The organism is Streptomyces sp. NPDC052064, assembly GCF_055585925.1.
Window position 1 is genome coordinate 41,412 of sequence record NZ_JBVJJE010000021.1, and the last position, 19,851, is coordinate 61,262.

Annotated in this window: 17 protein-coding genes, 1 tRNA gene and 1 pseudogene; 4 read left to right on the forward strand and 15 right to left on the reverse strand. The window is 69.6% G+C overall.

Translation table 11 applies throughout. The features are described 5' to 3' along the window. Positions 1 to 76: 76 nt before the first annotated feature. The 3 genes from ACZ6TU_RS37940 to ACZ6TU_RS37950 form a co-directional block, all read right to left on the reverse strand. On the reverse strand, positions 77 to 2,518 hold the full coding sequence (locus ACZ6TU_RS37940) for a helicase associated domain-containing protein (RefSeq protein ID WP_469553341.1): 2,442 nt from the start codon (positions 2,516 to 2,518) through the stop codon (positions 77 to 79). Positions 2,519 to 2,691: 173 nt separating this feature from the next. Beyond that, positions 2,692 to 3,192 carry a hypothetical protein gene (locus tag ACZ6TU_RS37945; protein ID WP_466350251.1) on the reverse strand — a complete coding sequence of 167 codons (501 nt, stop codon included), beginning with the start codon at positions 3,190 to 3,192 and terminating at the stop codon, positions 2,692 to 2,694. Positions 3,193 to 3,401: 209 nt separating this feature from the next. Then, positions 3,402 to 5,783, reverse strand: a complete 2,382-nt coding sequence (locus ACZ6TU_RS37950) for a helicase associated domain-containing protein (RefSeq protein ID WP_469553342.1) — start codon at positions 5,781 to 5,783, stop codon at positions 3,402 to 3,404. A 176-nt stretch (positions 5,784 to 5,959) separates the two neighbouring features. Between ACZ6TU_RS37950 and ACZ6TU_RS37955 the strand changes: the two genes are divergently transcribed. Continuing rightward, a complete protein-coding gene (locus tag ACZ6TU_RS37955) occupies positions 5,960 to 6,997 on the forward strand; it encodes a TniQ family protein (RefSeq protein ID WP_469553344.1) in 1,038 nt (345 codons plus the stop codon). A 56-nt stretch (positions 6,998 to 7,053) separates the two neighbouring features. Here the strand turns inward: ACZ6TU_RS37955 and ACZ6TU_RS37960 are convergent. The 4 genes from ACZ6TU_RS37960 to ACZ6TU_RS37975 form a co-directional block, all read right to left on the reverse strand. Next, positions 7,054 to 7,127, reverse strand: a tRNA-Met gene (locus ACZ6TU_RS37960). 67 nt (positions 7,128 to 7,194) lie between these two features. Continuing rightward, positions 7,195 to 7,770, reverse strand: coding sequence for a transcriptional regulator (locus tag ACZ6TU_RS37965; protein ID WP_469553346.1), 576 nt, complete (start codon positions 7,768 to 7,770; stop codon positions 7,195 to 7,197). After that, positions 7,771 to 9,327, reverse strand: coding sequence for a helix-turn-helix domain-containing protein (locus tag ACZ6TU_RS37970; protein ID WP_469553348.1), 1,557 nt, complete (start codon positions 9,325 to 9,327; stop codon positions 7,771 to 7,773). After that, positions 9,324 to 9,611: a helix-turn-helix domain-containing protein gene (locus ACZ6TU_RS37975; protein ID WP_469553350.1), complete on the reverse strand. Its 288-nt coding sequence runs from the start codon at positions 9,609 to 9,611 to the stop codon at positions 9,324 to 9,326. The genes ACZ6TU_RS37970 and ACZ6TU_RS37975 overlap by 4 nt, the downstream gene beginning before the upstream one ends. A 34-nt stretch (positions 9,612 to 9,645) precedes the next feature. Here ACZ6TU_RS37975 and ACZ6TU_RS37980 point away from each other — a divergent pair, with 34 nt between their 5' ends. Both ACZ6TU_RS37980 and ACZ6TU_RS37985 read left to right on the forward strand, forming a co-directional pair. Continuing rightward, the gene (locus ACZ6TU_RS37980) at positions 9,646 to 9,996 is read left to right on the forward strand and encodes a hypothetical protein (RefSeq protein ID WP_469553352.1); all 351 of its coding nucleotides are present in this window, start codon (positions 9,646 to 9,648) and stop codon (positions 9,994 to 9,996) included. Continuing rightward, positions 9,984 to 10,273: pseudogene (locus tag ACZ6TU_RS37985) on the forward strand (transposase); the annotation flags it as partial. The gene ACZ6TU_RS37980 and the pseudogene ACZ6TU_RS37985, both read left to right, overlap by 13 nt. Positions 10,274 to 10,454: 181 nt before the next feature. Here ACZ6TU_RS37985 and ACZ6TU_RS37990 read toward each other — a convergent pair. From ACZ6TU_RS37990 to ACZ6TU_RS38005, 4 genes are all read right to left on the reverse strand, one after another. Continuing rightward, a complete protein-coding gene (locus ACZ6TU_RS37990; RefSeq protein WP_469553353.1) occupies positions 10,455 to 11,498 on the reverse strand; it encodes a zinc-dependent alcohol dehydrogenase in 1,044 nt (347 codons plus the stop codon). A 62-nt stretch (positions 11,499 to 11,560) separates the two neighbouring features. Continuing rightward, entirely contained in the window at positions 11,561 to 12,865 is a 1,305-nt protein-coding gene (locus ACZ6TU_RS37995; RefSeq protein WP_469553355.1) for a four-carbon acid sugar kinase family protein, read from the reverse strand. A gap of 1 nt (position 12,866) precedes the next feature. Next, entirely contained in the window at positions 12,867 to 14,132 is a 1,266-nt protein-coding gene (locus tag ACZ6TU_RS38000; RefSeq protein ID WP_469553357.1) for a RuBisCO large subunit C-terminal-like domain-containing protein, read from the reverse strand. Between the two features lie 44 nt (positions 14,133 to 14,176). Further along, complete coding sequence (locus ACZ6TU_RS38005) at positions 14,177 to 15,241, reverse strand: 2-keto-3-deoxygluconate permease (RefSeq protein WP_469553358.1); 1,065 nt, start codon at positions 15,239 to 15,241, stop codon at positions 14,177 to 14,179. 250 nt (positions 15,242 to 15,491) lie between these two features. Here ACZ6TU_RS38005 and ACZ6TU_RS38010 point away from each other — a divergent pair, with 250 nt between their 5' ends. Further along, the gene (locus ACZ6TU_RS38010; RefSeq protein ID WP_469040443.1) at positions 15,492 to 16,247 is read left to right on the forward strand and encodes a DeoR/GlpR family DNA-binding transcription regulator; all 756 of its coding nucleotides are present in this window, start codon (positions 15,492 to 15,494) and stop codon (positions 16,245 to 16,247) included. 164 nt (positions 16,248 to 16,411) lie between these two features. On the opposite strand, the gene ACZ6TU_RS38015 is transcribed toward ACZ6TU_RS38010, so the two are convergent. From ACZ6TU_RS38015 to ACZ6TU_RS38030, 4 genes are all read right to left on the reverse strand, one after another. Further along, positions 16,412 to 17,920, reverse strand: a complete 1,509-nt coding sequence (locus ACZ6TU_RS38015; protein ID WP_469553360.1) for a UvrD-helicase domain-containing protein — start codon at positions 17,918 to 17,920, stop codon at positions 16,412 to 16,414. Next, entirely contained in the window at positions 17,917 to 18,399 is a 483-nt protein-coding gene (locus ACZ6TU_RS38020) for a hypothetical protein (RefSeq protein ID WP_266469253.1), read from the reverse strand. Before ACZ6TU_RS38020 ends, ACZ6TU_RS38015 begins: the two co-directional genes overlap by 4 nt. Then, positions 18,396 to 19,244, reverse strand: a complete 849-nt coding sequence (locus tag ACZ6TU_RS38025) for a DUF6083 domain-containing protein (RefSeq protein WP_469553362.1) — start codon at positions 19,242 to 19,244, stop codon at positions 18,396 to 18,398. Before ACZ6TU_RS38025 ends, ACZ6TU_RS38020 begins: the two co-directional genes overlap by 4 nt. Before the next feature lie 169 nt (positions 19,245 to 19,413). Continuing rightward, positions 19,414 to 19,677, reverse strand: coding sequence for a helix-turn-helix transcriptional regulator (locus ACZ6TU_RS38030; RefSeq protein ID WP_093600507.1), 264 nt, complete (start codon positions 19,675 to 19,677; stop codon positions 19,414 to 19,416). Between the last annotated feature and the right edge of the window lie 174 nt (positions 19,678 to 19,851).

Sequence of the window (19,851 nt, forward strand, 5' to 3'; positions counted from 1 at the left end):
TGGATCACCAACTCCTCGATCAGCCGGGTCATCCACCGCTTTCACCGACTGCGGGACAGTTACCCAAAAGAGGTCTCTACCCGGATTCACAGGCAGCCCAGTCCGCTTTGAGAATCTCTGCTATCAAGTCATCTTGTTCCGAGGTGAGTTGACCGGCGTTCCTTTTGGCACGCGTCTTGCAGAGCCAGGGTCCGATCATGACGCGTTCTCCGTCGACCTCAACCCATTCCCGGGCACCTGGCGGGCGGTTCCAGTGCTCGACGAAGATCCGGAGAATCTGCGCGGTCTGCTCGAAGGAACGGCGGGGCCGCTTCGCCGCGGGAGGGCTCATCCGCCTCGCAGGGGGCAGGGCGGTGGCGTTCGGGGTCAGCCGCAGGCGGGCCAGGAGGTCGCGTTGCCCGGGGGCGAGCTGGTTCCAGGTGGAGAACTGGCGGTGCAGCCAGCTTCCCACCTTCACCTCGTCGATCACCGTGTCGCGGCGCAGCGTGGCGGGGCTGTGGCCGGCTTCGATGTGGCGTCGCAGGAGGTGGTATTTGCGGTGCCAGTCGGGGCCGTGCGGGAGGGTCCAGTGGGGGTCCAGGGCCGTGAGCTGGGCGTGTCGGTCGGGATGGAGGCGGTGGTTGCGGGCGAGGGCCCGTTGGCTGACGAGGAACTGGCCGCCGGGCTGCTGGAGAGGGATGGCGAGGTGGCCGTGCTCGGTGTGGAAGGCGGTGACGGTGGTGAGGTGGCCCTGCCAGACTGCTTCGTGGTCGTCCCAGATCATGCCCAGCGCGTCGAGTTCGGCGATCCAGTCCTCGGTGAGAATGCCTTGTCTGCGGGCGGTGCGCTGGCCGGCGATGAAGCTGCCGAGCCGGTAACCGTAGGCGTCCTCGTAGTCGGTGGGGACGCGCAGGTGGTGGTGTTCGGCGTGGAAGCGGGTCGCGGCCGCGAGGCCTGCCCGGCGCGGGGCGGAGAGGGCCGCGTTGTCGGCGGGCCAGGCGATCAGGTCCATGGCCCGGGCGATGGCGTCGGGGTCGAGGGTGAAGTCGAAGCGGAAGCGGCGGGCGAGGAGCGTGCGGGTGCCTTGCTCCAGGCGGTGTTTGGCGGTGGTGCGCGGGGCGCGGGCCGCGATGGTCTGGTCGTGGTGGCGCAGGGCCGCGGTGACGAGCCAGAGGGCTTCGTAGGGGGTGCCGAGGAGGTCGGTGGGGTCGGCGCCGTGGGGGATGTAGGCGGGGATGACGAGGCTGGCGGTCTTCGTGTCCTGGGTGGGAGGTTTACGCAGGGCGCGGCCGAGGGCTTGGACGATGCGGCGGACGCTGGCAGTGCGGTCGGCGAAGACGACGGCGTCGACGGCCGGCAGGTCGACGCCCTCCCCCAGCACCTGGGCGTTGGTCAGCACGGCGCGGTCAGCGGCGGCGAAGTCGGTCAGGATGTCGTGGCGCTGGCCGGGGTTGTGGGTGCCGTTGATCGACTGGACGACCAGGTCACCGGTCCAGGCGGGACGTTGGTCTTCGGTGAGGGTGCGCAGGGTGTGCGGGAACTGGCGGGCGAAGTCGGTGGCGTCGGCGACCTGCTGGAAGTACACGATCACGTGGTGGAGGTCGTGTTCGGTCATCGCTTTGAGTACTGCCAGGTGCAGTGCGGTGGTGCGGCGTGCGGCCGGGCCGAAGCCGGAGTGCGCGTCGGGGGTGGTGAGTACGGTGCGCAGGTGGGCGTCGGTGATCGTGGGGACGACCAGTTGGTAGTCGGCGAGGACTCCGTCCTCGATGGCGTCCGCGTGGCTGTAGGTGTGCAGGCGGGGGCCGAAGGTTTTCGTGTCCGCCATGGAGGCGACGAGGGCGGGGGTGTCCCAGGCGGGGGCGGTGGCTGCGGTGCGCTTGGGCTGGGGGCGGGTGGTGGGTGCTTCGGTCAGGCGGGGTGGATCCCATTCGTAGGGGGTGGCGGTCAGGTAGAGGCGGCGGTCGGCGCGGATGCAGGTGTGGTCGTGCAGGACGGTCCAGTCCTTGTCCCAGCTTCCTGCGGTGCGGTGTGCCTCATCGACGATCAGGAGGTCGAAGGTGGGTGCGGGAGCGCGGGTGTGCTGGGTCTGTTCGATTCTCGGGAGGGAGTCAAGGGTGACGAAGACGGTGGCGTGCTCGTGCCGGGCCAGCCAGGTCGCCAGGAACTCCGGGTTGTTGGTGCTGTGGACGGCTGCTCCGGCCAGGACCGGGTGCTTGGCCGCAGCCAGGGAGGAGACGGCCATCATCGGTTCTGGGCGTCCGTCGTTGCGGGCTGTGCGGGCCCACTGTGAGATGAGGTCCAGACTCGGCACGGCGATCAGCAGGTGCCGGGCATCAAGGGCTTCGGCGGTCCGCAGCGCGGTGAGCGTTTTTCCAGTGCCGCAGGCCGACACCATGTGTCCGCGGGTGCGTGCGCGTGCCAGGTGACGTGCCGCACTGTCGACGGCCCGCTGCTGGTCCGGGCGTAGTGAGAGCCGGGCGGGGCGGGTGCGGGAGGCGGTGACGGCGGCGATCTCGGCGATGGGCTCCTCGGAGGGCATGAAACAAGATCCTCAGTGCGCGATGGAGCGGTGGCCGGCGGGATCCATCGTGTCGGGTGTCCTTCGCTGAGTGGTGTTGCGGGGGCTTGCGGGCCGGGCCGGGCCGGGCCGGGCCGGGCGGGCGGGGGTCGTGTCGTGCAACGTTAGGGGATGCCGCGGGGCTGATCTGGAGGCTAGGCGAACAGGGCTTCTACCAGGACTGCCTGGAGCCTCCCTTCTTCCAGGGCGGTCGTGATTTCGGCTGCGGAGGGGTCCCCGGTGAGGCCGGTGCACAGGACCGCGCAGGGCTCGTTCTGAAGCATCGTCCACATCGCGTCGGACAGAACGGTATTGGGGACGCGGAAAGTCTGCGTCTCTTCCTGGGTGGGGCCCTCGTAGTAGAGGCCCCTGAAGGTGCGGTCCTGGGGGGCGAAGACTGCCTTCCACTGCTGGTGGGCCTCAGGGATGATCTCTCCCCGCCAGGGCGGCCAGATAAAGCGGCTTGGATCGACGTCGGTCTCGGCCAGGTGGGTGGCGGGGCTCACCACGATCACGATCACGTCGGTGCCCAGAGTGATTTCGTTGCTGCGGTTGGTCAGGCGGTTGACCTGTACCTGTGAGGTGGGGAGCGTGACGTGGGTGAGGCCGATGTTGAAAACAGGCGGCCGGCCGGGTGAGTGGGGCGGTGTCGTCATGATGCCGGAGTACTCCTGGTTGAGGTCGTTCGGTTCTTTCGTGCTTCTGGGCTGCGGTACGTCTGGTGATGTCAGCCGAGGCTCGGGTTCCGGTTCTGTTGGACGGGTTCGGCGGGCGCTGCCGGGAGGATCCGGTGCAGCTGTTCGTGCCGAGGGCCGGAGCGGAGGGACGCCCGTGGTCCCATGGTCTGCCGGTTGGTACGGCGGGTTCAGGGTGTGCGGTGCCGGTGGCGTGAGGTCCAGCGCATGTCGAGGGCTTCCAGGGCGTCCAGTTGTTCTCGCGAGAGGGTCTGCGGAGCTCGCCGTTTCTCGGCGAGCCACCTTCCCAGGGCGAAGGCGGCTGCGTCTTCGCAGGTGTAGTTGCAGGGAACGTCCAGGTGAAGGTGGCGGCGGCGGTAGGCGTAGGCGGCCTGCAGTCCTCGGGCGAAGGCCCGTTGGGAAGCGCCGCGCGGGCGGCGCAGCAGGAGGGCCAGGGGGTGCTCGATGGGGAGGTCGCCCAGGAGGTTGTGCTGGTAGGTCTCGAGCTTGTCGAGGTTGTCGATCTGTTCGGCCAGCCATTGGGTCAGCACAGGGGCGTCGCCGGTGAGTTGGTGCGGGCTGGGGAAGATCAGGGTGTTGTCGCGTGCGGCGGCGTGGGCGCGGGCGTAGGTGCGTTTCCATTCGGCTCTGCCTTTGGCGTTCCACCAGGGGTAGATCTCGTTCAGGGCCCGCTGGTAGCAGTGGGGCAGGCGGCGGGTGTTGGCTTCCTTTCTGCTGTCGGCGAGCCAGCGGCCCAGGTGCAGGCCTTGGTGGTGTTCGGCCCACCGGGGTGCGAGGTGTCCGTGGCGGGTGACGTAGTCGCGGGCGATGAGGAGTTTGCGCTCGATGCTGTGCGGGGGGTGCTCCCAGAGCATGCCGAGGGTGTCCAGTGCTGCGATGCGTTCGGGCAGGAGCAGGCCGTTGTTGCGCATGGAGCGCTGTGCGCCGATCCACCAGCCGAGGTAGAAGCGGCCGTCGTGGAGGTAGCGGCTGGGGACGTCGAGGTGGCCGTTTTGGAGGTGGAAGTCTGTGGCGACTTCGAAGGCGGCCTCCCATACGCGGTTGGGTGCCATGACGTCGTTCAGGTCGAGGACGGGGATGATCTCGTCGGCGCGTTCCGGGGGCGGGGCGATCTGGGGGGTGGCGGTGGGGTCGCTCGGGTACCGGAAGTGGTCGACGAGGTGGAAGGTGTGCTCGTCGTAGACGTCGAGGTCGATGAGGACCCGGTAGATCAGGTGGAAGGCGGTTTTCTTGACGGCCTCCTCGAGGGTTTCGCCGGGTGCCATGTAGATGGGGATGACGATGGTGGAGATCTTGTTGTCGCCTGGGGTCTGGCGCAGTGCGCGTCCGATGGACTGGATGATGTCGATGCTGCTGGTCTTGGGGTGGGCGAAGAGCAGGGAGTCGATGGCGGGGATGTCGACGCCTTCGGCGCAGCAGCGGCAGTTGGTGAGGACGGCCCGGCGGGGCGGCTGCTGTGAGGCGGGGGTATTGAGGGGCGCGGAGGCGAAGTCGGTGTAGTTCTTGTGGCGTTCGAAGGGGGTCTGCCTGGAGTTGACGGTGCCGACCTGCAGGGGGGCGTGGTAGGCCGGGGGCATGAGGGCCGCGGTCTCGTGGAGTGTTTCGGCGAAGACGTCCGCTGCGGCGATGCAGGGGTGGAAGGTCAGCGTGCGGCGCAGGTCGTAGCGGTGCTGCGCGACCAGCAGGGCGACTTGGGCAGCTGCGGCACGCAAGGCTTCGCCGGTCCAGGTGTGTGCGGGGAGCCGGTTCAGGAGGCCCCGCAGGTCTTCGTCTCTGATCACGACGCCGGCGATGCGGTAGTCGGCGAGGAGCCCCTCGTCGATCGCCTCTCTCAGGGAGATGCGGTAGACGACGGGCCCGTAGATGCTCACGTCGTCCATGGAGGCGATGACGGTGTTGGGACTGATGCCCTTTTCGCGGGATTTCTTTTCGTCGAAGACGCGGGGCGTCGCGGTCATGTAGAGGCGGTGGCGGGCGGGCAGCTTGTCGTCGTGGTGGATGCGGGCCCAGGGCTTGTCGTAGTCACCGGCGGTGCGGTGGGCTTCGTCGGCGACCACGACGTCCCAGCGGGGCAGGTGGAAGTCGCGGTGGGCTTCGACGACCTTGTCCAGGGAGTCGTAGGTGCAGAACACGTTGAGCGGTCCTGGGGTGTCGGCTGCCTGCCAGGCCAGGTCGTCGGCGGTGCCCACCATGGTGAGGACGTCGGCCAGGTACGGGTCTGCGGGGTGGCTTGAGGAGCAGACGCCGAGGTAGCGGCCGGGACGTCCTTCGCTGTGCCATTTCGCGGCGGTCTGCTCAAGGAGCCGCAGGGAGGGGACTGCCACCAGGGAGGCGCCTTCGGGTGCGGTTTCCTGGACGACGTGCAGGGCCACCAGGGTCTTTCCGGTGCCGGTGGCCATGTAGACGCTGACACGGCGGTAGCCCTCGATGAAGCTGCTGGCGGAGGTGTCGACGGCGATTTGCTGGCCTCCGCGCAGGCGGGTCTTCAGGCGCGAGGCGGTCGCGGGGGCGGGGGCGGTCGTGTCCGGGCGGATGCGTGTCGTCGTGGCCATGGTCCTCCCCCGGGTGACGGTGTGCGCAGGCACCTGGTTCACAGGGTGGAAGGAGTGTGCGAGGCCGTGGCTGGGCGTTCGCCTGGGTTCACCTGAACGAGTGTCGGTGTTCTTGACCGCCTGCTGGCGGGCCGGTCACGGTGATTCTTGGTGACGGTTTCGGCGGAAGGGCAGCGGTGCTGGACGATCCCGGTCTGTACGGGCCTCGCTGGCCGCTGCCGCTGCGTGTGGGGCCGGTGCCGGGTGAGTCGACGGGGTCGTTCGTGAACCGGCTCGCGCACGCCAACGGCCTGAGCCTGGCTGCTTTTCTCGACCGCGTCGGGCAGGGCGAGGCATCCGCGTACCCCGAGCGGGTGGAGAAGTACCCGCAGTCCACCGAGATGTACGTGAACGAGGCGGGGCTGCGCTATCTGGCTGTCCTTGCTGACCGGGCGGCTGGTCTTCTGCAGCAGGATCTGCCCAGCCTGGGCGCGGAGCACCTGCTGCCAGGCCCAGAGGAGGCGGAGTGGAGGTGGCGCTGGGAGCCTGTGGCGGGGCACCTCGTGCGGTACTGCCCGCTGTGCGCTGATGCCCTGGGGGTCGGCGAGGCGGTGTGGCTGATGTCGCCGGACAGCTGGCAGGTCTGTCTGCGGCACGGTTACTGGTCGGACGACTCCCGCAGTCGCGGTCCGGACTTCGTGCAGCTGGCCGAACTGCCCGAGACGGTGACGGCGCACCAGGTGCGCCAGCAGCTGGCCGAGCGGTGGGGGCCGGCCGGCGAGGAGTTGTTCGCCGATGCCTTCCAGGTGGCGGTGTACTGGTGGACGCGGATGCCGGACACCGTGTGCTGGGTGCGGCGGGCCTGGACGGCCGGGCTGGACGCGCGGGAGATGCGGGCGGCCCCGCTGGTGATCTACCCGGAAGCCGCGGAACTCGCGGGCGCCATGCTGGACTTCGAATGCGCGGGGCGGCGGGATACGGCGGACCGGTCCCTATGGCTTGCGGGCGTGGAGCAGTTGATGGCCGGGTGGGGGGTGGATGTGGCTGAAGGGCGTCAGGCGCTGCTGGTGTGGCTGGGGCGCCACCGTAGGGGGCTGCCTGCGCCGTCCGGTCCGGCGGGCGGGAGCGGGCTGCTGCTTGGGGTGGGGCACAACCGGATCGCGTCCGGGACCGGTCCGGTGAGCCAACGCGCGTGCCTGCCCTGGCAGTTGGGCATGGCGGCTGCCGACATGTAGGCGTCATAAGAGTGGAGGGCTCACAACCGTACGGTTGTGAGCCCTCCACCTTGCAGTAGCGGGGACAGGATTTGAACCTGCGACCTCTGGGTTATGAGCCCAGCGAGCTACCGAGCTGCTCCACCCCGCGTCGGTGAACACCACCGTACGTCATAGCGGCGGGCGCTGAAGACCATTTTCCTGCCGGCCACCGGCTGCTACGCGGCGAAGCCGACGTTCTTGACGTACTCGTACTGGCCCCACTGGGAACCCAGATCGGGCAGGACATCGGCGGTCCAGACGTCCTCCAGGCCCTGGTGGTCGCCGACCGCCCAGGATCCGACGATCTTGTCCCAGCGGCGCACGTTCATCGTCCGGTGGGCCACCACCCGCTGGAGCTGGCGCGCCACGCCGGCCTGGTCGAGGGGGTGGATCTCCACGCGAGTGCCGCGGCCTTCACGGTTGAGGCGGGCGGTGAGGTGGCGGGCGACGTTGCGGCGCCGCACCGCCTTGTAGGCGGCGTCGATGCGTTCCAGGTTGGCCTTCGAGGGACGGCGTGTGCCCTGCAGCCATGCCTTCAGCGTCCGGTCGCTCACGGTCAGTCCGGCGTCCTTGGCTGCCTGCCAGGCCCTGTCCGACGTCGTCAGGTAGTGCAGGCGTGCCATCAGGCCGCGCCTGGCGGTCACCGGGGTGGCGATGTGAGCGGCGAGCCGGTCGAGCTGGCGGGCGACGGCTTCGCTGCCCTTGATCCCGCTCGCGCCGAACTTCCCGAAGTCGATGTTTTTCTCCGGCATCTACTGCTCCTGCCCCGTGCCGGCTTCGGTGCCGGTCCCTGCGGTGTACGTGTCCTTGACCTTGACCTCGGTAACCGAGCGGCCTTCGGGGAAGACACGGCGCCAGTCTCCGATGACGTGGAGTTCGTCGGTTCCCATCGCCCGTACGACCGTCAGTCCCGCGTCGTGGGCCTTGAGCGCCTTCATCCAGAGGTTGGCGAATGCCTGGGAGCGGATGATGTGCATCCAGTCCGGGCGGTAGAGCTCCCGGTTGTAGTTCGACTCCCCCATCGTGGACACGAACTTGGAGTACATCGCCTTCACGTACTCCAGCGTCAGCCCGTCGCCGTCAGCGATCGCGGTGTCGCGGGCGTCCTTGAGGGCGATCCGGAACTTCTCCAGGAGGTTCTCGGTGGCGCCCGAGGTGTACGACTCGTGGATCTCGGGCGGCTCGCACAGGCCGTGCTTCGGTCCGGACAGGCGCAGCAGCAGGCGCAGGGTCGGCTCGGTGACCCACAGGGGGCCTGGTTCGTCGCGCTGGCCGATCGGGTTGGGCAGCACCGCGTCGTGCTCCCAGGCAGGCGGGGTGATCAGGTGGACTCCGGCGCGGCGCCGGTCGTGTGCGAAGCCCGTGGTGTGTTCCAGCTGGCCGAGCGGGAGGTGGGTCTTGAGGGCCGAGAGGTAGGCGCCGTTGATGTCGAGTGCGGTGACCTCGTGCCGGCCGGGCGGGAGCGTGGTGCGGGTCCATTTGGGGCGGGCCTCCCAGATCTGGTCGGCGCCCCTGGAGGTCTGCTTCTTGAGGATGTCGGGGATCCAGGGGTGGGCGATCACGTCGTAGCGGGCGCCCTTGCGAGTCTCGTCCAGCAGGCGCATCGCGTCCGGGATGGCCCGCTTCAGCAGTACGGCGCTTGCGGCTTCGACGTCGCCCCGGTGCTCGGCGAGCACGGCGTGCACCGCTTCGTGGATCAAGTCGGTGGGTCCGGACGGCTCCTGGAACGCCCGCCCGCGCGGGGCCGTGCTCCCGCCAGCCGGACGAGGCGGGCGGGCCGTACGCGGCACTTGAGCCCGGGCAGATGGCGCGGTGGGCGAGGACTTCGGGGTTTGTGCAGGGGGTGCCTGACAGCCGGAGGGGTCCAGATGCTGAGCGAACCCCGCCACGCGCTGTTTGGCCGGACGACCGCACAGCACACACGGCTCGGGCACGGCGAGCAGCTCCACCTCGTCCTCGTCCTGGCCGGGTTCCGTCGAGGACGTAGAGGTGACGGCCGCCGCAGCAGTGCCTGATGCCACAGGCCGCTCCGCAGCCGGCTCCTCCGTGGTCTTGGTTTCGGTCTCGGTGGTGAGTTTGGCGTTCAGCCCGTCCAGCAGATAGGCGTACTTGGTGCGGACCTCACCGGCCGGGTCCCGGCCGCTCTCCCATCCGCTGAGGGTGGACGGGCTCACCCCGAGCGCACGGGCCACCTGCGCCTTGGACAGCCGGGCCCGCTCCCGCAGCTCGCGGCGTACCTGACAGGGCGGGAGTGCGGCCTCCGGGCCGACAGCGTCGAGCAGTGAGTCGATCGCGTCGAAGTCACTCACCGGCTCGCCCCCTTCACCTCGGCCCGGACGGAACGGCGCCGGTCGGCGGGCAGCGCCTCGCATGCTCTGGTCGGACCCGCAAGCAAGTCCAGGGCGCCGATGCCGTAATGCTCGGCCAGGACATCCACGTCGCGCAGGCTCCACGAAACGGCACCCGACTGCCGGCGCGACACCTGCGTCTGTGTCAGCCCCAGCACTGACGCGACCGACCGCTGCGAGTCACCCGTCACCTGCATCAACGCGGCCACCGTCAACCGCAGCGACTCTTCCAAGGTCAATCCCACGCCCTCATCGTATCCGAGTCGATGCAAATTCCGCATGGATATCAGCTTATTGCTTTCAATGATGCACAGAAGCTTCATCATCCTGCCCTGCGCGGGCCCTTGCTATGGCAGTCTCCGCTCAGGCCTGCAAGTCAGCGATGAGGACCGTCTTGTTCACGCGGAATCCGGCGGGCCGCGCGCCAGGCGTCCCGCTTCCCTTCGGCTCATCCTCAATCGCGGCCATCGCGGCCATCGCGGCCATCGCGACGGGCGGCCGCCCGGGTTCGACCGGGAGATCTACCGCCGACGCAACCTCATTGAGCGCTCCTTCAACCGGCTCAAGGGCTTCCGTGGCATCACCAACAGATACGACTGTGAGGATGACAGTGCCGCCTCGGTGGGGTGAGCCCGGTGGAAGCCTTGTCGGGCAAGACACAGCGCATAAGACTCAACCGCGGCGGTGACCGCCAGGCCAACTCGGCTCTCTACACCATCGTCCTTGCCAGACTCCGCCGGGAGACACGCAGCCGCAGCTACGCCGGGCGGCGCATCGCCGAAGGCAAGACCAGACGCGAAGCCAGCCGCTGCCTCAAAAACGCTACATCGCCCGAGAGCTGTACACGATCATCATCCGAACCCATGCCTTGCCTCGAGGCCAGGCTCTGGCCGCTTGGCATCCATAGGGGTATCAAGACCGCCGCCTCCTACGAAGCAGCGGTCAGTCTCGCGTCCTTCCTGCACTGCGCAAGATCCGTTTGAAGACGGACCCTGGCGCCCTACGACCGCGTGCTCTGCGGCATGCCGTCCACGCTGTGGGCTCGTCGTGTGCGGATGGGCTGGCGGACGACGGCCGGTATCGGAGCGTCAGCCCATCCCTGGTACCAACAGCACCTTGCAGGCGTCGCCGGTGAGCAGATCGATCGCCTGGTCGACCTGGCTGAGTTGCAGTCGGTGCGTGATCAGCCAGTCCAGGTCCAGGCGCCCGGAGTTCAGCAGGAGCAGCGTCTGCTCCCAGGTTTCCCACAGGCGGCGGCCGAAGATGCCCCGCAGTGTGATGCCCCGCTTGTTGATCTGGGCAGCGACGTCGATCGGCACTGGCCGGCCCGGGTGTCCCACGGTCACGACCGTTCCTTCTCGGCGCACGGCGTCGAAGAGGGACGGGAGTGCGGCGGCCGCTCCCGAGCATTCGAAGGCGACATCGGCCCCGCCGCGGTGGCCGCTGAGTTCGCGGCTGCGCTCGGCGACACCCTCTCCGGGCTCCATCGTGATCACTCCGAGCCGTTCGGCTTCGGCGCGGCGGAACGGATTCGGCTCGATCACGATCACGTAGGCGGCGCCCATGAGGGATGCCAGTCGCGCGACGACCATGCCCACCGGCCCGGCGCCGCTGACCAGAACGCCTCGGCCGGCTACCGAGTAGCCGGCTCGCTGGATGGCGTGTACCGCGACGCCGGCCGATTCCAGCAGTGCGCCGGTCTCCAAGGGCACGCTGTCGGGAAGGGGGACGCAGATGCGGTGGGGTACGGCGACGCGTTCGGCGAAGACCCCGTCGAAGTGCATGCCCAGGATCTGCGTGCGCTCGCAGGTGTGTGCGTCCCCGGTCCGGCATGCGAAGCACTGACCGCACGCCAGGTGGCTTTCCAGAGCGACGCGGTCACCGACGCGCAGGTTCTCCACCCCGGTGCCCACCTCGACGACGGTGCCCGCCGCTTCATGACCGAGTACGACGGGCAGCCCCAGGTTGAACGCCCGGGCCGCCGGCGACCACTCGTAGCATTCGCGGTCGGTGCCGCACAACGAGGCCGCCGCGATCTCCACTACGACCGCGCCGTCGCCGGCCTTCGGCTCGGGCGCATCGGCGACGTACTCGACTCCCCTGTCCGCGACTGCTTTGACGACTGCCCTCATGACTGCACACTCCTTCGTGTCTCGTACGTGGCGGGATGACTGGTGGCCCGGACGGACGGTGGTCAGTCGGCGGGATGCGGCTGCGCGAAGCGTTCGAGGACATCGACCGGACCGACCTGTCCGCCCTTGAGCAGCAGCCGGCAGCCGGCCACGGCGGCTTCGCTGTCGGTGCGGCAGACGGGGGCGGCCGTGACGAACTGGGTGGCGACGCGCAGCTCGCTCACCCCCATGGTCAGCAGTGCGTGGCTGGAGGTGTCGCCGCCGAGTACGGCGACGTCCCGGGTGAGGCCCTTGACGGCCATGTTCCCGGCCAGGGTGCCCAGGAGTTTGCCCACATGGGCGGCGTCGAGGGGACCGGCTGCGGCGTAGCGGGGGTCCTGGGTGCCGCGCGTGGTGTGCACGATGACGTTCCGTCCGGCCGCGAGCATGGCGGCCGAGCGGTTTTCCAGGCCGTCCAGCAGGGACGGGTCCTGTCCGTTGAGCAACTGCGTGGGCACGGCCAGCTCGGCCCAGCCGTGCCCGATGGCGTCGGCGATCTGTGCGTCCGTCGTGCTGGAGGCCGACGCGCTGACGGCCAGCACCGGCCCGGAGGCGGGCTGGGCGCTGTCGGCCACGTCGGACCGCTTGGTGGCGGTGCGGGCGAGGGCGGCCATGACACCGCCGGAGCCGACCACGATCGACGGGCCCTGCCGGGTGTCGTCCTCTCGCAGTGCCAGCGCGAGGGTGTCGAGGTGACCGTCCTCGACGGCGTCCACGACGAAGGCGGCCCGGCTGGAGTGGCGGAGCCTCGTCCACTGCTCGTCGAAGGAACCATCGGCGAAGGCAGGGAGGTGGATGGCTCCGGGGACCTCGCCGGTACGCAGCTGCTCGGCGATCACCTGCCGCAGGTCGGCCTCGTGCATTGGGGTCGAGGGATGCTGCGCCATGACGGGATGCCGGTCAAGACGGTAGGCGTCCCCGGAGTAGTCGGCGAAGTGGTTGCTGAAGGCGGTGTACCGGCCGAAGCCCGGCTGTGCCGGTGCGACCGCGACCGGGCCGTGGTGTGGGAAGCGCTCGTGCAGCAGCTCGATGCCTCTGCCGATGCTGCCGCGTGCGGGGGCGCTGTCGAAGGTGGAGCAGACCTTGTAGATCAGCACCTGGGCATGGGCGGTGGCGATGCGTTCCAGCTGTGCGCGGACCAGCTCGTCGAAGGCGGCTCCGCCGAGCGAACGCGATGGTCCGGCGATCCCGACGACATCGCAGTCGGTGGGGAGCGGTCGGCTGCCGTCCCCGATGACGAGCACGGCGTCGAGACCGTGCCGGTGGGCCTGTGCGAGGACATCGCTGGCACCGGTCAGGTCGTCGGCCACGAAACTGACGTACGTCATGTCAGGCCACACCTCCGAACGTGCGCCCGGCGTGCAGCAGCGCCGGGTCGCCTGCCTGCGCCGCCGCGTGTGCCGCCACGTCCAGGGGAACACCGTCGACGGCAGCCGCCCAGGCGGCCCGGAGACTGCGCACGCCGGCCGCCGGTCCGTCGGGATGCGCGGCCACGCCGCCGCCCGCGAGCATCAGAAGGTCGGTCGAGCCGACCGCGGTGAAGGTCGGTGCCGGGGTGGTGACGTTCTGGCCGGACGACAGGGTCGGTACCGGACTCAGGGTCTTGCCCAGGGGCTCGAGCAGGCTGCGCACGTGGGCGGCGACCTCCTCGTCCCTCTCATAGAACTTGCTGCCGAGGCCGCTGACATGCAGATGGTCGGCTCCCGCCAGGCGGGCCAGCTGCTGCCACACCCGGTACGACATCCCCAGCGCCGGCGAGCGCATCGATGCGGCCAGTCCGGCGCGGTGTCCGTGCACGGGGACTTCGGAGAACTCCCGCAGCCAGGCCAGTGCGGGCAGTCCCATGACGGGGACGTTGAGCATCACGCACCGGCCGCCCGCCCCGACCACCAGGTCGTGGCGCCGGCGGAGTCCGGCGAGGTCCCCCGTGATGTTGAAGGCATACATGACCGGGTGGCCGGTGATCTGCTCGGCCTCCCGGATCTCTTCGGTGGCCACGGCGACCCGGCGCTCCAGCGGTAGGTACACCGGATCGGTCATCAGCTCGTCGTCCTTGATCAGATCGACCGACGCCCTGGCCAACTCCCGTACAACTAGGCGGAACTCGCTCTCGTCCAGACCGACGTTCGGTTTGATGATGGTGCCGATCATGACGCCCTCGGCACCTCCCATCAGCCTGCGGGTGCCGGGGATGCCGAACGCGGGGCCCGGGTGAGCGGCAACGAACTCCTCCGGCAGCTCGATGTCCTGCAGGCGGCAGGCGAACAGCTCACCCAGTTCGAAGAGGTTGCCTGCGATCGTGGTCTGCAGGGTCGCCAGGTCGGTCCCGATGTTCTCCATCGGGAACTCGACCACCACAAGGGCGGCCCGCACCGTCTCGGGGCGGGACCGCGACGGCAGCGACGGGCTGCGCGTGCCCAGGTCCCGCACGCTGACGACCTGTGCTGCATGCCGTTCGCGGATGCGGGGGGACTCGCCGGGCACAGCGACGAAGGTGCCACTGGACTGCTCCCCGGCCATGGCCGCGGCAGCCTGCTCCGGATCGCTCTCCGATTCCAGGTAGTAGGTGCAGCGCACGACCCGTTGGTCACGCATGTGCTCTCCGTTTCTCGACGACCGTGGTGTGGGGGTCGTTCGTCTCAGGTGCCGTCGTGCTGTGCGGCAGCTTCTCTGCTCCCGCCGGGCACGTGGTGCGGGGCGGAGGACGGCCCGTCGCCGTCGGCTGTCGCATCGCCGACCCCGGCGGCCGCGGGCTGCTTCAGGATCCGGCGTGCCCAGAAGACGGTGATCAGCGGACAGAGGATCGACGTCACCACAACCGACGAGGCCACGAGCACGGTCGCGTACTGGGCGGCTGGCGCGTAGACGGGATTGGCGGCTGCCACGATCGAGGGGACCACTGCCGCGTTGCCGGCGGTGGTCGCCGCTGCCAGGCCCGCGATGCCGTCGCCACCGCTCGCCTTGTCGGCCAGCAACAGCACTGCCCCGCCGACCAGTACCACGAACAGCCCCAGCCCGGCCCCCAGCAGGCCGGCTTCCCAGACGGCTGTCAGGTTGAGCGTGAGTCCCAGTGACAGTCCGAGGAACGGCACGAGGGCGGGCACGGCGGGCGCCAGGAAGCGACGCATCTCGGGATCGAGGTTGCCCAGGAGCATCCCGAGCACCAGGGGCAGGATCGCCCCCACCAGGGTCTGCCAGGGAAAGGCGGACAGACCGGCGACGCCGAGCGTGACCATCGTGAGGAAGGGGCCGGACTCCAGGCTCATGACGCTGTAGGCGCCGACGTCTCGCTTGCGTCCGAACTGGGCCATCAGTGACATGTAGAGGCCGCCGTTGGTGTCGTTCAGCGCCGCCACGACCGCCAGCGTCGACAACCCCGCGAAGACTCCACCACTGACCGGCGATTCGCCGAGGAACCTCCCCAGGACGACACCGACGGCCAACGCGAACAGGACCTTGGTCCCCAGCAGTACACCGCCCTTCTTGGCGATGTAGGGCGTCGCCTTCACGTCCAGGGTCGCACCCAGACACACGTAGAAGACGGCCAGGATCGCGGGCAGGCCCGTGTACAGGGCTCCGGTGAAGGAACCGAAGAACTCTCCGGAGCCCGGCGCCGCCGTGTGCACCACGGCTCCGACGAGCATCGGGACGAGCATCAGCCCACCAGGCACCTTCTCGATGCCGGCCTTTATGGGCACAGCCATGGGGACCTCCGAACGGCGATGTTCGAATGAACATTTGGTGACTCGGAACGTAGCCGCAGGAAGCGGGCGGGTCAATGGGTTCTCGCCACGGCATCGCCTGTATCGAGCCGAACCCACCCGTGCGAGCAGGCGTCGCAACAGGTCGAACGAGTCGGCTGTAATGTTCACATGAACACCGCTTGGACGGGATGGCAGCAATGGGTCACCCCGGGTGGAAGCCCAGAGCAGGAGGCCGGATAGCGTGATGAGCGTGGCTCAAGACGAGATGGAACCCGTGCGCAACTCCCGACAGCGAGCCATCCTCAGTGCCTTGCAGGAATTCCGGCAGGTCGACGTCAACACGCTCGCGGAGCGCTTCGGAGTGTCCGGCATGACGATCCGCCGCGACCTGGCCGAGCTCGATCAGGCAGGGCTGCTGGACCGGGTGCATGGCGGCGCGGTGCCACGCCGGGCACCCGCCTACGGGTCCCGGTCCTCGACCATGACGTCCGAGAAGTCGAGAATCGCGCGGGCCGTGGCGGACCTGGTCAAGCCGGGTGCCTCGGTGGGCGTCGACACCGGCACCACCTGTACCGCCGTAGCCGCGCAACTCGCCGACCGGGACGATCTGACCGTGATCACCAACTCGCTCCACGCGGCGTTCGAACTGCGCGACACGAGGAGCCGGGTCCTCGTCCTGGGCGGACTCATGACACCCGAACTGAGCCTGGTCGCCTCCACGGCCGCACAGGAACGGCCTCAGATCCATCTGGACCTGATGATCCTCGGCTGCGGAGGACTGTCCGTCGACCGCGGGATCACCTACTTCGACCCCGCCGAAGTCGAGGTACGCCGCACACTTCTCGACCTCGCGGACCGGGTCGTGGTCGCCGCCGACCACACCAAGTTCGACCGCAAGAAGGCGATGGCCCTCGGCGACCTGTCGGTCATCGATGTCCTCGTCACCGACCAGACGCCTCCCCCTGAGCTGCGATCCGCATTGGCGGAGGTCGTGGTCGCTCCGTAACGCTCAAACCGAGGCCAGAGCGCAGGCCACACCGCGCGGGGGCGGCGGACCTCGGGTACAACCGTCACCGCACTCAGGAGAAGCCTCCGATAGCGGCCCAGCGGGCGGAGAGTATCTCTTCGCACTTCAGCTGCTTACGGGCAGGTTCCTGGCGGCAGATCACCTCATTGTGACCCCGCCTGGTCATCATCAGGACGGGCCTGGCTCGGCGGTGTGCCGTCCGGGTGGTCGTAGATCCAGGAGAGGCCTCCCAGGTCGAGGCGCCGGCGAGTGCGGGTGACGGCGACGTAGGCGAGACGGGCCTCTGCATCGTCGACGGGCTCGGGGACGGGTGCCGGCGCGCTTCCCGTCTGGCCGGTGGTGTCGTTGAGGGAACGGGCGAAGTCCTCGGCGATGAGGACGCTGGGCCATTCGCGTCCCTTGGCCTTGTGGGCGGTGGAGACGGTCACGTGCGCGTGCGGTTCAGGGGCGAGCTGGGCGATGGCGGCGAGGATGGCGTCAGTGCCGTGGGTGTCGACGAGGTTGACCAGGGGCTGCAGGTCCCGGCCCGCGGGGTCGTGGGCGGCGTAGTCCTGCAGGTCGCCCCAGCAGGGAAAGAGGAGCAGTTCGGGATGGTGGGTGCGGCGGCCTTCTTTGAGGTCTCGGGCCGCGAGGGCCAGGGCGTGCAGGCTGTCTCCTCCCCCGGCCAGGGCGACGTGGCGTCCCGCGGCCATGTGGGCCATGACCTGGGCCATGGCGCCGACGTTGGTGCGGCACAGGACAGCGTCCGGCTGCGTGACGAGGCCGAGTTCGGTGGGCACGGCGGGGGTGCCGGTGAGGCGGATCGGCGCGTCGGCCAGGTGCAGCCAGCGGTTGGCTTCGGCGGCGAGGTCGGGGCCGAAGCGGAAGGACTGGGACAGGGCGAGCTGGGTGCCGTCGAAGCCGGTCATGATGTCCTTGGCGCCGCGCCAGTGGTAGATGGCCTGGGCGGAGTCGCCGACCATGACCAGCTGGGCGTGGTCGCGCTGGGCGAGGAAGATCTGTTCGACGACGGGGTTGGTGTCCTGCGCCTCGTCCAGCAGCAGGAAGTCGGCCTGGATGCGCGGCCGGGTGAGGGCCCAGATCTTCAGGTAGTGGTCGTGGTCGAAGCGGACGGCGCCGTCGTCGGGGTGCTGCAGGTCGGCCCACGCCTTGTGGGCGAACGGCACGATGTGGGCGGCGAGTTGGGTGTGAAGGTCGGTGTCTTCCAGGCCGCGAAATCGGGGCACGTGATGGGGGGTGATGGCCTCGTCGGCGGTGTGGCAGAAGCGGGCGACGGTGCGCAGGGTGGCGTTGGAGAGGGCTCGTTGTGTCACCTCGCGGTCGCCGATGCGGATCGGCTTGGTGATGCCGAGGGCCTGTCCGGTCTGCCAGGCCGGGCGGCGGGGGGCGTTCAGGCGGCGGGTGTAGCGGTGGCCGACGGCGGCGTAGGCCAGGGCGTGGGCGGTCTTGCACTGCACGGTGTCGGGGAAGCGGGTGCGTGCGTCCTGGGCGATGGCCCGGTTGTAGGCAAGGTAGCGGCCGCGGCCTTTGGTGGTGCGGGCGAGCAGGGTCAGAGTGGTGGTCTTGCCGGTACCCGCGCCGGCCTGCAGGGCGAGGTGGTGGCCGGCGTGGAAGGCGTCGGCCGCGGCCGTCTGTTCATCGGTCGGGTTCATGCGGGGGCTGCTCCGGGGGTGCGGGTCAGGGCGTGGCCGACGGCTGCCAGGAGGTGTGCGGCCGTGGTGCCGGCGAGCAGGTGCTGCACGGCCCGGTCGAGCCGGTCGGCCTCGTCGCTGGCGTGCTGGGCCAGTGCGCGGTGCAGGGCCAGCTTCACGAAGAGTTCCGGGCTCTGCCCCGTTTCATGGGCGGCGTGGCGGATCGTGGCGTGGACGGTGGGCGGGAAGGCGAGGTTGAGCAGGACCTGCCCTGCGGCGTCCGGGTAGTGGGTGGTGATCACGTCCACGGGGAGCCGAGTGGCGAGGTGCTGGCGCAGCCGGTGTGCGGCGCGGCCGGGGGTTTTGGCGCGTACGAGGGTCATGAGGCGGGTGGTGTCGTGGTTGGTCGCGAGCGGCAGCACGCGGGCGGCGTCACGGAGCTCCGCCGGGACCAGCGGGCGCGTCAGGAGGATTTCCAGGGCGTGGTGCGGCATCGTCACCTCTCTTTGCTGCCGGGTGCCGGTGGGTATGGCAGACCGGTACGCAGGTGCTTGGCGTGCAGGAGGGGATCGAAGACCTGCCATCCGGCCAGGGCCAGGTCGGCGGCGCCGTGGGTGGTGGCGTGCGCGGGGCAGCGCTGGATACGCCAGCGCCGTTGTTCGGCATGGGGCAGCTGGCTGAGGTCGTAGACGGCCGTCGCCTGTTCGGACAGGGCGAGTTGGCCGCGTTGGGTGCCGACAGGCAGCAGTCTCCAGGATCCGGGCGGGGCGTCCGGGGCCAGGACGGGACGGGGGCAGCGGGTTCGGTGGCTCGTCTGGGCTACGCAGCGGATGGCCTCCACGGGGCCGTCGGCGAGGTAGTAGCCCAGCAGCATCCGCACGAGCGGGCGGTCGGGGCCGTCAGGCGCTGCACTGGTGGGAGCAGCCGTGGGGATGAAGGCGCCGGTGTCGATCAGGCGACGGGTTCGTACGGCGAGTTGGCGGCGCACCGACGTGAGGGACGGGTTGATCCGGCAGAGGGGAGTGCGCTGCGGGCAGAGCACGGCGTGCGGAATGCGGCACCATGCGCTGCCGTCGCCGTGCGGGTGAGCGATGCCGGAGCTCAGGTGCCAGTGACAGGAGGCAGGGGCGTGGGCTGTGGCCAGTTCGGCGGGATGCAGGGCGATGGGACGCCCGTCGGCACGCGGGTAGAGGTCGATGCGGTTGCCGCAGTGGCGGCAGCGGCCGCTCTGGCCGGCGCGCAGCAGGCGGCTGGGACTGGTGGCGGCCACCCGCAGCGGACGGCGCGCCGGGGCGGTGCGAGGGCTGCCGTCCCAGTGGCAGCCGGGGATGGAGTGGGGGCACATGGCGAGGACCGTGCCAGGTGACACGCCCCGAGGGCGGGGATGGCGGACGGGCAGTCCCCCGGGTGGCCCAGCCCTGTCGAACGGCAATGCGAGTCGGCGGGTGTGCGTTCTATGCATGCTCGCCGGTTCGGGTGATTTGCGCGGCGCGCCAGGCCTGACGCGGCCGGAGTCAGGCGCCCTTGGATCCGGGCGGGGTGTGGTCGTCGCAGAGCGAGCCGAGCAGCTGCTCGATGGGGACATCGAAGGCGTGCGCGAGGGCATGCCAGGTGGTGACGGTGCCTGCGGCTCGGCCGTGTTCGAGGTCGATCAGCGTGCGCCGGGCCAGGCCGCTGCGGCCGGCGAGTTCGTCGAAGGTCCACTCGCGCGCGTTCCTCAGCCGCGCCAGCGTCACACGCAGGGCGTCGCGGTCCGGGTCGGGCGGCAAGATCGTCACCCCACCATCCGACGGTGCAGACACCTGCCCTGTCAGTGCGGATTTCTGCACTATCAGTGCAGGTGAGCGCACCCTGCACCCGCGCTGCGCGAGTGCAGGTATCTGCACTACGGTGCGGGCGGCTCCCACGTACGTACCGGGAGGCCACCGCGCGAGGCCGACGCGGACCAGAAC

What these genes read in the sequence shown, in the direction of transcription:
- ACZ6TU_RS37980 (WP_469553352.1), top strand. Translation starts at nt 9,646, where the DNA reads ATGGATATCAGCTTATTGCTTTCAATGATGCACAGAAGCTTCATCATC.
- ACZ6TU_RS37940 (WP_469553341.1), bottom strand. Translation starts at nt 2,518, where the DNA reads ATGCCCTCCGAGGAGCCCATCGCCGAGATCGCCGCCGTCACCGCCTCC.
- ACZ6TU_RS38005 (WP_469553358.1), bottom strand. Translation starts at nt 15,241, where the DNA reads ATGGCTGTGCCCATAAAGGCCGGCATCGAGAAGGTGCCTGGTGGGCTG.
- ACZ6TU_RS37965 (WP_469553346.1), bottom strand. Translation starts at nt 7,770, where the DNA reads ATGCCGGAGAAAAACATCGACTTCGGGAAGTTCGGCGCGAGCGGGATC.
- ACZ6TU_RS37995 (WP_469553355.1), bottom strand. Translation starts at nt 12,865, where the DNA reads ATGACGTACGTCAGTTTCGTGGCCGACGACCTGACCGGTGCCAGCGAT.
- ACZ6TU_RS38000 (WP_469553357.1), bottom strand. Translation starts at nt 14,132, where the DNA reads ATGCGTGACCAACGGGTCGTGCGCTGCACCTACTACCTGGAATCGGAG.
- ACZ6TU_RS38015 (WP_469553360.1), bottom strand. Translation starts at nt 17,920, where the DNA reads ATGAACCCGACCGATGAACAGACGGCCGCGGCCGACGCCTTCCACGCC.
- ACZ6TU_RS37990 (WP_469553353.1), bottom strand. Translation starts at nt 11,498, where the DNA reads ATGAGGGCAGTCGTCAAAGCAGTCGCGGACAGGGGAGTCGAGTACGTC.
- ACZ6TU_RS38025 (WP_469553362.1), bottom strand. Translation starts at nt 19,244, where the DNA reads ATGTGCCCCCACTCCATCCCCGGCTGCCACTGGGACGGCAGCCCTCGC.
- ACZ6TU_RS37950 (WP_469553342.1), bottom strand. Translation starts at nt 5,783, where the DNA reads ATGGCCACGACGACACGCATCCGCCCGGACACGACCGCCCCCGCCCCC.
- ACZ6TU_RS37945 (WP_466350251.1), bottom strand. Translation starts at nt 3,192, where the DNA reads ATGACGACACCGCCCCACTCACCCGGCCGGCCGCCTGTTTTCAACATC.